Source organism: Phycisphaerales bacterium (assembly GCA_016716475.1).
GTDB lineage: Bacteria > Planctomycetota > Phycisphaerae > UBA1845 > Fen-1342 > JADJWG01.
This window is the reverse complement of record JADJWG010000002.1, coordinates 1,333,982-1,347,023: the sequence shown is the minus strand read 5'-3', so window position 1 is coordinate 1,347,023 and position 13,042 is coordinate 1,333,982. Positions and strand designations below refer to the sequence as shown.

Annotated in this window: 11 protein-coding genes; 6 read left to right on the top strand and 5 right to left on the bottom strand. The window is 65.7% G+C overall.

Annotation, left to right across the window (positions count from 1 at the left end; genetic code table 11):
- Positions 1-193: 193 nt before the first annotated feature.
- The 4 genes from IPM18_13225 to IPM18_13210 all read right to left on the bottom strand — a co-directional run bounded on the left by IPM18_13225 (position 194) and on the right by IPM18_13210 (position 5,427).
- Positions 194-658: a PTS sugar transporter subunit IIA gene (locus tag IPM18_13225; protein MBK9120541.1), complete on the bottom strand. Its 465-nt coding sequence runs from the start codon at positions 656-658 to the stop codon at positions 194-196.
- A 94-nt stretch (positions 659-752) separates the two neighbouring features.
- Positions 753-2,795, bottom strand: a complete 2,043-nt coding sequence (gene ligA, locus IPM18_13220) for an NAD-dependent DNA ligase LigA (protein ID MBK9120540.1) — start codon at positions 2,793-2,795, stop codon at positions 753-755.
- A 184-nt stretch (positions 2,796-2,979) separates the two neighbouring features.
- The gene (amrS, locus tag IPM18_13215) at positions 2,980-4,029 is read right to left on the bottom strand and encodes an AmmeMemoRadiSam system radical SAM enzyme (GenBank protein MBK9120539.1); all 1,050 of its coding nucleotides are present in this window, start codon (positions 4,027-4,029) and stop codon (positions 2,980-2,982) included.
- 81 nt (positions 4,030-4,110) lie between these two features.
- Positions 4,111-5,427, bottom strand: a complete 1,317-nt coding sequence (locus IPM18_13210; GenBank protein ID MBK9120538.1) for a UDP-glucose/GDP-mannose dehydrogenase family protein — start codon at positions 5,425-5,427, stop codon at positions 4,111-4,113.
- Between the two features lie 130 nt (positions 5,428-5,557).
- On the opposite strand from IPM18_13210, the gene IPM18_13205 reads away from it, so the two are divergent.
- Positions 5,558-6,523, top strand: coding sequence for an SDR family oxidoreductase (locus IPM18_13205; protein MBK9120537.1), 966 nt, complete (start codon positions 5,558-5,560; stop codon positions 6,521-6,523).
- 251 nt (positions 6,524-6,774) lie between these two features.
- Positions 6,775-7,251 (top strand): CHRD domain-containing protein, encoded by a 477-nt coding sequence (locus IPM18_13200; GenBank protein MBK9120536.1) that lies wholly within the window; start codon positions 6,775-6,777, stop codon positions 7,249-7,251.
- A gap of 114 nt (positions 7,252-7,365) precedes the next feature.
- Here IPM18_13200 and IPM18_13195 read toward each other — a convergent pair whose 3' ends face one another.
- Positions 7,366-8,532 (bottom strand): acyl-CoA dehydrogenase family protein, encoded by a 1,167-nt coding sequence (locus IPM18_13195; GenBank protein ID MBK9120535.1) that lies wholly within the window; start codon positions 8,530-8,532, stop codon positions 7,366-7,368.
- 238 nt (positions 8,533-8,770) lie between these two features.
- Between IPM18_13195 and IPM18_13190 the strand changes: the two genes are divergently transcribed.
- From IPM18_13190 to IPM18_13175, 4 genes are all read left to right on the top strand, one after another.
- Complete coding sequence (locus IPM18_13190) at positions 8,771-10,702, top strand: zinc ribbon domain-containing protein (GenBank protein ID MBK9120534.1); 1,932 nt, start codon at positions 8,771-8,773, stop codon at positions 10,700-10,702.
- A 137-nt stretch (positions 10,703-10,839) separates the two neighbouring features.
- Complete coding sequence (locus IPM18_13185; GenBank protein MBK9120533.1) at positions 10,840-11,373, top strand: type 1 glutamine amidotransferase; 534 nt, start codon at positions 10,840-10,842, stop codon at positions 11,371-11,373.
- 10 nt (positions 11,374-11,383) lie between these two features.
- Positions 11,384-11,839: a ribonuclease P protein component gene (gene rnpA / locus IPM18_13180; GenBank protein MBK9120532.1), complete on the top strand. Its 456-nt coding sequence runs from the start codon at positions 11,384-11,386 to the stop codon at positions 11,837-11,839.
- A 12-nt stretch (positions 11,840-11,851) separates the two neighbouring features.
- Positions 11,852-12,994, top strand: a complete 1,143-nt coding sequence (locus tag IPM18_13175) for a hypothetical protein (GenBank protein MBK9120531.1) — start codon at positions 11,852-11,854, stop codon at positions 12,992-12,994.
- The last annotated feature ends 48 nt before the right edge of the window (positions 12,995-13,042 follow it).

The following is a 13,042-nucleotide window of genomic DNA, read 5'->3' as shown; positions in this document are numbered from 1 at the left end:
GGTGGCACCTCAGCGGCGCCTGCGCCCCACCTCCTTCGATCGGAAGATTTCCACCCTTACGTGCATGAAACTGCGCGGAAATTGCAGCCCCACGAACTATCGTTCGGACGGCCTCGGTTCACGCGCCCGCACTGGCCGGAACCCCGCGCCCCCACCAGGCAGAACTTGCGCAATACCGCCCGTCCCGCCCGGCTCAATGGTCAGCGGCATCGCACTCCATGATGGCGTCGTACAGTTCTTGTGACGCGTGGATCTGTCCAAGTTTCTGCCGGAATTCCTCGTTGTTCATCAGCCCACTGACCTTGGCGAGCGCCCGGATGTGTGGTCCCGTCTGGTCCGGCGGGCTCACGAGCAGGGCTACGAAAGTCACCGGTCGGCCATCCACGCTCTGGAAGTCAACCGGCTCAGCCGGCATCCCCACCGCGAGTGCCAGCTTGTCGCTGCCATTGGTCTTTCCGTGCGGGATCGCAAGCCCGTAGCCGATGCCGGTGGAACGCTCGGCCTCGCGCTTGAGTACCGCCTCCAATGCGGCCTCACGGTTGGTGAGCCCCCCGTCCGCGGCGAGCAGATCGATCAACTCGGTGATAACCGAGGTTTTGTCCTTACCTTGCAGCGGGACGCGTACGCGTTCAGGCGTCAGAATCTTGCGTAGTTCCATACTCGTTCCCTGACCTCTGGATACAAAACGCCCAGTATACCGCGCTAGGCGGGTGGTTTCCACCGAGCCCCGGGCCGGGCGTATTCGGAATCGGTCACTCAGCGCCGATCCGGGACCGAAAATCGGTCTCCGTGAGCACCGGTACTCCCAGAGAACGGGCTTTTTCGAGCTTGCTGCCGGCTTCCGCCCCTGCGACCACGAACGCGGTCTTGCGGCTGACGCTGCTGGCCGGCTTGCCGCCGTGCGTCTTGATCAGCGCCTCGATTTCATCCCGGGAGTAGTGCTCCAGCTTGCCTGTTACCACGATGGTCAGACCAGCCAGTGGTCCGGACGCGGTGCTGACCACGGTCTGCGGTTGCGTCATGCGCAGACCCGCGGCACGCAGCTCGGCGATCGTGGCGGCGCCACTTGCGCTGCTCAACCACTCCCGCACCGCCCGTGCTACCTCGGGCCCGATCCCATCTACCGCCTGCAGCGCCACCTCGTCCGCCGCGGTCAAGGTAGCGATATCACCAAAGTGCGTGGCCAGCAATTCGGCCGTGTTCACGCCTACATGCCGGATGTTCAGCGCCGCGAGGACACGCGCCAGTGGACGATTGCGACTGGCGGAGATGGCCGCCAGCAAGTTATCGACGCTCTTTTCACCCATGCGGTCGAGCAGCAGCAGTTCCGGGCGGCGTTCGTGCAGTCGGTACAGGTCGGCATAGGTATGCACGAGTCCCGCCTGAACCAGTGCTTCGATCAGTTTGATGCCTGCGCCTTCGATGTCCATTTGGTCCCGGGCGCAAAAAAACCGCAGCCGCTCGATGACCTGCGCCGGGCACGCCGGGTTGATGCACCGCAGGTAGACGCCACCATCGTCCTGCTGCACCTCGCCCCCACATTCCGGACAGGCCGTCGGCGCTTGGATGGCCTGCGCGTCGGGTTTGCGGCGGCTTGCATCCACAGCGACCACTTGCGGGATGATCTCACCCGCCTTCTCGACCTGCACAATATCGTCGAGGTGCAGGTCGAGGCGTCGCACCTGGTCAAAGTTGTGTAAACTGGCGCGTTTGACGGTCGTACCGGCGAGGTCCACGGGGGCGAGGTTCGCGACCGGCGTTATGGTGCCCAGCTTGCCAACCTGGTAATCCACCGAGAGCAGCCGCGACTCTGCCCGCTCAGCCGCATACTTGTAGGCGATGCACCAGCGCGGTGCGCGGCTGGTGAACCCCAAGCGGGCACGCTGGGAGAGGGCGTCGATCTTGATCACCAGCCCGTCCGTGTCGTACGGTAAGGTGCGGCGCTCGGCCTCCCAGCGCTCTACGAACGCGAGCACCTCCGCAATGTCTGTGCAGTATTGGCGGTGTGGGCTCACCGGTAGTCCCCATTCCCGCACGCGCTCGAGCAGCACGCTGTATAGCGCATCCTCCTCCGGCGGCGGCACCAAGACACCGAACCCGTGACACTGGAACTGCAACTGCCGCTCCGCCACCCGGCGCGCGTCGAGTTGTTTCAGTGTCCCGGCAGTCGCATTGCGCGGGTTCTTGAATGGTTCTTCTCCGGCTTCCATACGCAGGCGATTGACGCGGTCAAAATCCGCCCGCGGCCAGTACACCTCCCCGCGCACCTCCAGCACCGCTGGCCAATCCGTGCCGACCAGCCGTAGCGGAATGCTCCGCAGGGTACGCAGGTTGGCTGTAATGTCATCTCCGGTTTCGCCATCGCCGCGGGTGGCTCCGAGCACGAAAGCACCATGCTCATAACGCAGTGACACCGCGACGCCGTCGATCTTGGGGTCGACCATGTACGCGAAGGGTTCCTCCCCAAGCGCCCGGCGAATGCGGACGTCGAACTCGCGTAGCTCGGCTGCCGAGTAGGTGTTGTCGATCGACAGCATGGGCCATGCATGGCGGACGTGCCTGAATCCGGTGAGCGGCTGTTCTCCGACGCGTTGGGTCGGTGAGTCCGGCGTGATCAACTCCGGGTGTGCAGCTTCCAGAGCGCGCAAGTCGCGCAGCAGCGCGTCGTACTGCTCGTCGGAGATCTCCGGCGTCGCCAGCGTGTAGTACAGATGGTCGTGCCGGCGGATCTTCGTCCGCAGGGCTTCGATGCGGGCGACCAGGTCGGTCGAATCCCGCGACGGCGTATCCGCCATGCGAACCCTCCTCACAAGGTTCGCGCGCATTGAACCGGCGCCGCGGTCAAGGGGCAAGTGCGGTCCGGTGGAAGGCCGGAGCGGCAGGGGGGCCGTGCTCCGCAATCCGCGCGGGTGGCAGCGCCACCTGCCGGGGTCGATGGTGCGTTGCGGGTCTGGCGGCGCCGCCGGGATCGCCGGGGGCCTATTGCCACACGCCTGCCAAGGCCCGTCCGCACTCCGGACAACCACCCGCGTGCAGCTCGTTCACCAGGACCTTGAAGCCGCGCCTCCGGATCACTGCGCGCCGGCAATCCGGACAATGTGTGTCCTCGCAGGCCCCGACGTAGCCGGGAAGATTCCCCGCATAGACGTAATGCAGCCCGGCCGCACGTCCCACGGCGTGGGCGCGCAAGACCCCTTCTACGGTGGTGCGCGGAAGCTCGGTCATGCGATAGTCAGGATGGAATGCCGTCACGTGCCAGGGGATCTCCGGCGACACGCCTGCGAGAAACTCCGCGATGTCGCGCAGCTCGGCTTCTTCGTCGTTCAGCCCCGGCACCACGAGCGTGACAACTTCCACCCAGAATCCCAGCTCCCACGCCAGCCGAACTGTCGCGAGCACGTTTTCCAGCACGCCACCCAGTCGCCGATAGCTGGCATCCCGGAAGGCCTTCAAGTCAATCTTGTAGCAATCCACGTGGGGTCGCAGGTACGCGAGTGCCTCGGGCGTGCCATGCCCGTTGGACACGAAGCTGCCGCGCAGGCCGGCCGGGCGGCCGGCCCGGAAGATTTCGACCGCCCACTCTGCGGTAATCAGCGGTTCGTTGTAGGTGCTGGTGAGCAGCGGGCAACCGTGCTGTTGAGCCAGGCGGACGATTTCCGCGGGCGTGATGAAGGTCGGCGCGGTGACGGCCTCATCATCGCGCAGCGCTTGGCTCGTGACCCAGTTCTGGCAGTAGGCGCAATGCAGGTCGCACCCCAACATGCCGAATGACAACGCATTCCGGCCCGGCAGGACGTGAAAAAAGGGCTTCTTCTCGATCGGATCAACGGCGAGTCCGGCGACGTAGCCGTGCGGTACCCGCAGTGTGCCGTCACGCTCGAACCGTACACGACAAACGCCTGCGCGTCCGGGCAGTACGCGGCAACGATGTCCGCAGGCCAGGCAGCGGAGCACGCCGTCCGCCTCACGGCGGATTAAGGGGTCTGCGGCCGGCGCAGTATGTCCGGCGAGGAGTTCCCCCAGCGCCATCGCGGGTGGTGTCAGACGAGGCACGGCCGCCTCCCGTCGTGTGCGCGGCCGGCCGGTGTGTGCTGCGCAGCGCGCCGCGGGCTACTTCGGTCGCACGGTCGGCCGACCGACGCTGTGATACTCCATATTGTATCGTGACATCATGTCCAACTCGAAGAGATTGCGACCATCGAAGATCAAGGGTTGCCGCAAGGATGCGGCGATGCGGGCGAAATCGGGGCTGCGAAACTCCATCCATTCCGTCATGATCAGCAGGGCCTCGGCTCCCGGCAGCGTCGCGTAGGGGTCTGTGTAGCAGGTGATGCGGTCACCGTACAGTTTGCGTGCCGGCTCAAGCGCCTCAGGATCGTGCGCTGCAATCTGCGCCCCGTCGGCCAGCAGTGCATCGATGATCGCCAGCGCCGGGGCCTCACGCAGATCATCCGTCTGCGGCTTGAACGCGAGCCCCCAGACGGCGAACCGCTTGCCGCGCAGGTCGGGGCCGAGTCGGGTTCGGATGCGATCGATCATGCGTTCACGCTGGGCGAGGTTGCGGCGGTGGACCGCTTCCAGCAATTGGCAATCCGCGCCCGCGGCCCGCCCGAATGCCGCCAGGGCCTGAACGTCTTTCGGGAAGCAACTCCCGCCGTATCCCACGCCGGGATACAGAAAATGGTGTCCGATACGGGCGTCGGACCCCATTCCGCGGCGCACTTCGTTAATGTCCACGTTGAGGTGTTCGCAAATCTCCGCGATCTCATTGATGAAGCTGATGCGTGTGGCGAGGTAAGCATTGGAAGCGTACTTCGTCAGTTCCGCGGCGATCCGGCTCATGCGCAGCACGGGCTTGTTGTTCCGTACAAACGGCTGGTGCAGTTCAGCAATGACCTCCGCCGCCTCCGCATCGTCTGCGCCGATCACCACGCGATCCGGCCGCAGGAAATCGTTCAGGGCCGCCCCTTCCTTGAGGAACTCTGGATTGCTTACGACCGGGCAATGAAAGGACGTGTGGGTGCGGATCAGGGCGTCCAGTCGTGCGCCCGTTCCCACTGGCACCGTGCTCTTCGTGACGATGACCGCCGGACCCGTCACCGCCTTTGCCACGGCGACGGCCACACTCTCGATGGCGCTCAGGTCGGCTGAGCCGTCCGGCCGCGGCGGCGTACCTACCGCCAGGAACACGACGCGAACTCCGGCGACTCCGGCCGCCAGGTCGGTCGTGAAGCGCAGGCGTTGGGTGGCTACGTTCTTGGCAACCAGTTCGCCCAGTCCGGGTTCGAAGAACGGTGAGCGGCCATTTTGCAGTTCCGCTACTTTCGCGGCGTCGTTATCGACCCCCACAACATGATTGCCGCTGTCGGCCAGACAAGCCGCTGTGACCAGGCCCACGTACCCGCTGCCAATTACGGCGATCTGCATGATGCCCTCGTTCGGTGCTGGGTGCCCACGCGGTCGCGGGGCCGAACTCGTATAATCCGCGGGCCGCGCAGGCCACGCCCTGGGACGGATGGCTCCGCCGGCTGGTTACTGTGTCGCTGGAGACGTCTGCATGCGTATCCTGATTGCCGGTTGCGCGGGGTTCATCGGCCGTCATCTCGCGGAACGCCTGCTGGCCGAAGATCATGAGGTCATCGGCATCGACAACCTCAGCAGCGGTCTTCGCAGCAATATCGACGCACTGCGGGCTCGACCCCGCTTCCACTTCATCGAACACGATATCACGAAACCCCTGACTGTCGAGCCGCGCTGTGCGCAAGTCTACGACCTTGCTTGTCCGGCGTCACCGGCGGATTTCGAACGACTCGCGCTCGAGATTCTGGCGGTCTGCTCCCGGGGCGTGGAGAACCTGTTGCAGCTCGCATACGCCCACGGCGCCCGCTTGCTGCACACCAGCACGAGCGAGGTTTACGGAGATCCGCAAGAGCATCCACAGCGCGAGTCCTACTGGGGTCACGTGAATCCCATCGGTCCCCGGTCCTGCTACGATGAGGGCAAGCGCTTTGCGGAGTCCCTGATCACTGCTTTCGCGCGACGCCACGGGCTGCCCGTGCGCATTGCCCGGATCTTCAATACCTATGGCCCACACATGCGGGCGGACGACGGTCGCATGCTGCCGACTTTCATCGCGCAAGCCCTGCGCGGCGCGCCGCTCACCATTCACGGGGATGGCGAGCAGACCCGCAGCTTCTGCTATGTCACGGACATGGTGGACGGTCTCGTTCGCCTGATGGCAAGCGACGTAACCGAGCCGGTCAATCTTGGCAACCCGGTCGAAATCACGGTCACCGCGGCAGCCCGCGAGGTCGTGGCCCTGGCAGGCAGTAGCAGCCCCCTCGGTCACACGCCCCCGGTACCCGACGACCCGCACATTCGTCGCCCAGACATCACCCGCGCTCGAAAACTTCTGGGCTGGGAGCCGCGCGTCGGTTGGCAGGCCGGCTTCGCCGAAACTATCACCTGGTTCCGTACCCAACCCCCTCCGAGCCAGGCCGGGACAACCGCTGTGGACGAATAGCCACGTCAGCCGAATCTGGATCGCGACCTGCTTATGGCGGCCGGTGCGTACCGCCAACACGATGTTCGGGAGCGGTTGCGGGCTTCGACGGGCGGGATTTTGGTTGCGGCTCTTACCTGATCACGCTACTCTCAGTGAGGCCGAAGTGTTTCCGGACGTGAATAGGTTTTCCCCAAGTGGGTCCGCGCTGGGTGCGTCCCGCCCTTTCACGCAGCGGAAACAGGTCCAAACGACCCATGGAGGAGTTCAGAATGAGGCGTCTCGCAACTGCCATCGCGCTGCTCGCTCTCGCCACAGGGATCGCGTCTGCCGACGTGATTACGTACAACTTCACCCTTGACGGTCTGCAGGAGGTACCGCCGAACGCCAGCCCGGGCTCTGGGTTCGCGACGGTGACCCTCGATACCAGCACGAACCTGCTCTCGTGGAATGTTTCCTACCAGGATCTGGTTGCGCCGGTGTCAGCGGCGCACTTCCACGGTCCAGCGCCGATCGGCGTGAATGCAGGCGTCACCGTCAATATCGGTGGTGGTGGGCTGGCCAGTCCGTTCGTTGGTAACACAATTATTTCCGACCTGCACAAGGCCGACCTGCTGGCCGGACTCTGGTACGTCAACGTCCACACGCAGACCTTCCCGGGTGGTGAGATTCGCGGCCAAGTCGTGCCGGAGCCGACCTCGCTGGCGCTCCTTGCGCTGGGCGGGCTGGCGCTGCTGCGTCGCCGCTAGGCCGTCGGAGGCCGTGTTCGCAAGAGCAGGATTCAGTGCCGGGCCGGCGGATGTACAAGCATCCGCTGGCCCGGTTCGCGTAGGTGCTCACCGGCGCGCGCGTGCCACGCCGCGTCAGAATGCCGCTTCGCACGTCAATTCCCGCCCGACGATGAGTTGGTGGATCGTCTCCGTGCCCTCGTAGGTAATCACGCTTTCCAGGTTCAGCATGTGCCGCACAGGGCTGCATTCCACGCTGATGCCGCCCGCGCCGAGCAGGTCACGCGCCTCGCGCGCGACATCGAGCGCCATCCGCACATTATTCCACTTCGCCAGCGACACCTGCGTATGATGCATCTGCTCGGCATCCTTGAGTCGCCCGAGCTGCCAGGCGAGCAGTTGCGCGGTTGTGATTCGCCGCAGCATGTCCGCCAGCCGCACCTGGATCATCTGCTTGTGAATCAGGGCTTTGCCGAACAGCACGCGCTGCCGTGCGAACTGCAGGGCCTCCTGGTAACAGGCCTGCGCCGCACCGATCGCCCCCCAGGCAATTCCATACCGAGCTTGTGTCAGGCAGCTCAACGGCGCTCCCAGCCCCTCGGCAGTCGGCAACTGGTTGCAGGCCGGGAGGCGGCAGTGGTCGAAGAACAATTCCGAAGTCACGGACGCCCGCAGTGAGAACTTGTGGGCGATATCACGTGCCGTGTAGCCCGGGGTGTCCCGCTCCACCAGGAAGCCCCGGACACCGTCGGCGGTCTGAGCCCAGACCACCGCAACGTCGGCTACCGTGCCATTCGTGATCCACATTTTCGCGCCGTTCAGCACCCAGTCGCCGCCGTCGCGCCGCGCATGCGTTTTCATCGTGCCGGGATCGGAGCCCCCATCGGGCTCGGTCAGGCCGAAGCACCCCACCTTGCGCGCCGCGGCCAGATCCGGGAGCCACTGTGCCTTTTGCTCCTCCGATCCGTAACGATGGATCGGGTACATCACCAGTCCGCTCTGTACCGAAGCGAAGCTGCGTAGGCCGCTGTCGCCCCGTTCCAGCTCCTGCATGATCAGGCCATACGCGACGTTGCTGACACCAGCGCAGCCGTAGTCGTGGAAGGTCGGTCCGAAGAGTCCCATCGCAGCCATCTGGGGTACGAGTTCCCGAGGGAAGCGCTCGTGCTCGAAGCACTCGGCGATGATCGGCAGCACCCGCTCATCTACCCAGCGGGCGACAATGTCGCGGAGTTGGCGCTCGTCCTCGGTGAGTAGCCCATCGAGGTGGTAGAAATCTGGGGACTGGCTGTTCGGGGTCACGCGTCGAGTCTCCGGACTGTCCACGGCGAGATCAGGCCAGCACGGCACCACAGGGTACCATGGGGCAGCGGATTATACCGATCGAGCCGGGTCGCGGTTGTGCCGCTACAATCCTATTGCGCGCCGGTCGCGGACAATTGGTCCGGTGGTGGCTTGAAGCCGGGGCGGTGCCGCTCTACAACGCTTTCAGAAGAACTGTAGGGCTCGGTGCCCGCCCCCCGGAACAGGTGAGTACGGGATGCCACTGCGAGTCCGTTGCCCGCATTGTTTCGAGGCCGTGGTCGTACCCGATGCGGTCGCCGGGGGTGTACATCCGTGCCCGGAGTGCGGTGTTTCGTTCACCGTGCCACTGCCACGGCATGTTTTGGACGCACTTCTGCCCGAGCCGGACAGCGCCTCGCCCATGGAGGGTCGCATCTGTCCTCGTTGCAAGCACGAACTCGGTCCGACAGCGACGCTCTGCCGTCGCTGCGCGTACGACCTCGTGGCCGGTCGGCGACTCCCCCTACGCGGCCGGCTGGCGCTGTGGCCGTGGCACCGCTGGGTCACGCTTGTATTGGGTTCCGGTGTGGCCCTGCTCCTCTTGTGGATTGCAGCAAATACGTGGTGGATCCGTACGCGTCCGGCATCTCCGGAGCTCTTTGTCGATCGGCCGCAGACTGTTCCCGGCGCCGAGCTGGCGGCGGCCCTGCTGGGGGCCCGCACGGCAGAGGAGCGCGCGGCCGCGCTGTCTGCTTATCATGGTGTCAGCATTCCTGCTGCGCCGGCGTTGGCGGAAGCACTGGGTGCAGTGTTGGACGCGCCGGGTCGAGACGTGCCGAAACTGCTGGCCTGCATCGCAGCGCTGGATCTTCTTAGTGGGGTTGGAACAGAACATCCCGGGCAGTTGGCGGCCTGGCTCGAACTGCTGCGTCGCGCCGAGGAGCTGTCGCCATTACGACCGGCAGCGCTCCGCGCCCGGGCCTTGCTTGGTGACCGCTCGGTCCTGAGCGATCTGACGGCGTACTGGCTCGACCGGCTGGAGCGCTACCTGGTGCTGGAGCGGGCCACTGTGGCCGATCGGGTCGGCGCCACCGCCACGGCGCTGACGCAGGCCGAGGGGGAGCTGCGACGAGCCGCCGATGGCTTGCGCGCGCTCGCAAGGGACGAGCGCGCCGCCGTGGAGGTGTTGCAGCTTGTGTGTGCGGCTTATTGGGAGAGCTGGGCGTGGCTCGGCCAGGAACGTGCAGAACGCTTCACACTGGCTGTCTTCGAGTTGACCCGCCCGCGTGGAGATAGTCTGGCCTTTCGGCCGGAAGATGTACGACGCTTTCGGGATCTTGTCCGCGGGGTTTCCGAGAGCAGTCCACCCGCAACGGCTGCGGCGGCGGGCCTGATGCTCCGTGACCGTGCACCGCAATATACCAATCGACTGCATGACATCGCGGACGCCCTGGGGCGCGCGTTGACAGAGGTCTCAGCGGCCGAGCAGCAGCAGCTCACCTGGACGATCTCGGAATTGCGCGGGCGGATGTTCGGCCCGACGCCGCGGAAGCATCCGCTCGAGGTTGCGGCCGGCGAAGTCGCCACGGCCGCGGCTTGGGCCTTACCGGGTCGAGCATTGGAGTTACACGCAGAGTATCCAGGTGTGCCGCGTTTGCGTGTACGGGCGACGACCCCGGAACGACAGATGGAGGTCGACCTGCTCGTGCAACTCGAGGGCGGGTGGGAACTGGCACAGCATGCGTTGGACCGATGGTTGAGTTTGGGGCTTGGAGTGACGCCGCGCCTGGAACGATGGCTGCATCCTGGCCAGCGCGCCCCGGAGTACCCGGCGGTTTCCGCGGCGCTTGTGGTTGTGGCCCTCTCGAACAACGATGGCTACGCGCGTGAGTTGGCGCTGTGGCGTGAGGCGCGGGACCAGCCGGCATGGGTGCGCGCGCTGGCTTACACCGTGGCGAGCAGTCTGGAAGCGCGACGGGGCGAACTGCGCAGCGGGTGGCCTGCACAGCTCGAACTGGACGACATCGCAGCGCTGGATGCCGGGCGCCCCGGATGGGATTGGTTTGGCCGCGTGATCGCCGCGGGGGGGCCGCGCATGCGTGCCCGGCTGGAACAGGCGCCGCCAACCGTCTTGGACAGCGCGGTGCGGGCGCGCCTGATGGAAGCAGTGCGCAAGGCCGGTCTGTAACCCCGCGTGCCGCATGGGCATCGCCCGCTCATTGTGGCGCGTTTCGCGGGGTGGTGGACTAAGATAGCGGGCTGTTCGACGAGTGCCGTGGGTGGCAGGAACACGCGGGTTGCGTAGGTATCGGCAGGAGTTTCGTGATGGCGGATCTCAGCGGAAAGCGCGTACTCGTGCTGGCCGGGGATGAGTACGAAGACCTCGAACTCTGGTATCCGAAACTGCGGGTGGAAGAGGCCGGTGCGCTGGTCACGGTTGCGGGGCTGATGGCCGGAGAGACGGCGCGGGGCAAACACGGCTACCCGTGCCGCGTGGATTCGGCGATTGTGGATCTTGACCCGGCGAACTATGCGGGCTTGGTGATTCCGGGGGGCTGGATGCCGGACAAACTGCGGCGTGATGCGAGCGTGCTGCGGCTCACGCGGCACTTCGCGGAGACAGGCAAGGTGCTCGCATCCATCTGTCACGGTCCGTGGATCATGATTTCCGCGGGTATTTGTCGCGGCGTGCGCATGACGAGCACGCCTGGCATACGCGACGACCTCGTGAACGCCGGGGCGCTGTGGGTTGACGAACCCGTGGTCGTCGATCGGCATTTCGTGACAAGCCGCCGACCGTCGGACCTGCCGGCCTTTGGCGCCGCGCTGGTCGCGCGCCTCGCGGAAAGCCGGCGGTGAGGTCGTGCTCGTGACCGATTCAGACCCGCGCTCGCCGGGCCGACACGTCGACACAGGTGCGAAGTCCCGGGCAGAAGGCCCGGTTGGGGCGCGGCTGCGCATGCCGCGTCGGCTGCGCATCACCCGGCACGTCGAGTTTGAAAGGGTTATGCATGTGGGGCTGCGCCTGGGGGACAAGAACGTTACCCTTTGGGGGCGGCGCAGTGCTCGTGTGCATTCCCGCATCGGACTGGTGGTTGGGCGGCGGCACGGTGGGGCGGTGCATCGGAATCTGCTGAAACGGCGCTTGCGGGCTGCGTTTCGCCTGTCACAGCAGAAGCTCCCGCCGGGGCTCGACCTGGTTTGCATGCCGCGTCCCGGGGTTCGTCCGACGGTCGCGGAATTACAGGTGTCGCTCGTGCGGCTCGCGGCCGAACTGATTCGGCGGTTGCGCTCCCACCCTGAAGCGGATCACCCACAACGGTAGGGGTTGCGATACGTGGACGTGCATCGGCGCATCCTGATTCTCACTGTATCGGCGGGCAATGGCCATGTCGTGGCAGCTCGCGGGATGGAGCAGGCGCTGCGCGCGGCCGCGCCGCAGGCCGAGATCGCCGTCATCGACGCGATGGAGGTGGTGAATCCGTTTTTCCGACGCTTCTACGCCGGCGGCTACCTCTGGTTGGTGCAGCACTGGCCGGCGCTGATGAATTGGATGTATGAAGCCGCCGACCGTCCGCCGGGAGGTGCATTCGATCGCTTTCGCGTGTTGATGCAGAATGCCAATACCGGTCGTATGGCCCGCTTCATCCGGGGATGGTGCCCGGACCTGATCGTGAACACGCATTACCTGACAGCGGAAGTCGCCGCACGTTTACGGGCGACCGGGCGATTGCACTGTCCGCAGGTCATCATTGCGACGGACTACGAAACGCACCGTGTCTGGGCGCAGGAACCGGCGGACCGCTACTTTACAGCCACGGATCTCGGCCGCACCCTGCTGGCCCAGTGGGGCGTGCCACGTGAGAAAATCAGCGTCACCGGAGTTCCGCTCCGGGCACAGTTTCAACAATTGCCGACGCGCGCGGCAGCGCGTGATCGCTGTGAGATAGCACCGGGCGTGCCGCTGGTACTGTTGCTGGCCAGTGGCTACACACGCCGCCGGGCCGGTGAGGCCTGGGATGAGTTGCTCGCACTCCCGCCGACTGTGGAGCTCGTTGCGCTGGCCGGGCGGAACGCGCACCTCGCGCGGGACCTCGAGTCCGCCGCGGTGCGCCGTGGCCGTGTGGCCCGTGTCGTGGGTTATACAGATCGGGTCCACGAATGGATGTGCGCCGCGGACCTTGCCATCAGCAAGCCCGGTGGTTTGACCATGGCCGAGGCGATGGCGTGCGGGCTGCCATTACTCGTGCTGTACCCGTACCCGGGGCAGGAGCAGCGCAACAGTGACTACCTGCTCGAAGCTGGTGCAGGTGTACGTGTCAACCATGTGCGGCTGCTGACAGAGCGGGTTGCAGGGTTGCTCGAGGACCCGGCGGCGCTGGCCCGCCTGCGCGCGGGGGCCGCCGGACTGGCGCGCCCGTGCGCGGCCCGCACCATCGCCGCTGCGTGCCTGGAGTTGCTTTCCCGGGGGCCGGTTTGACATTCGAAACCGCCCCGCAAGAATCATCCGGTCGTAGAGCGCGTCCGC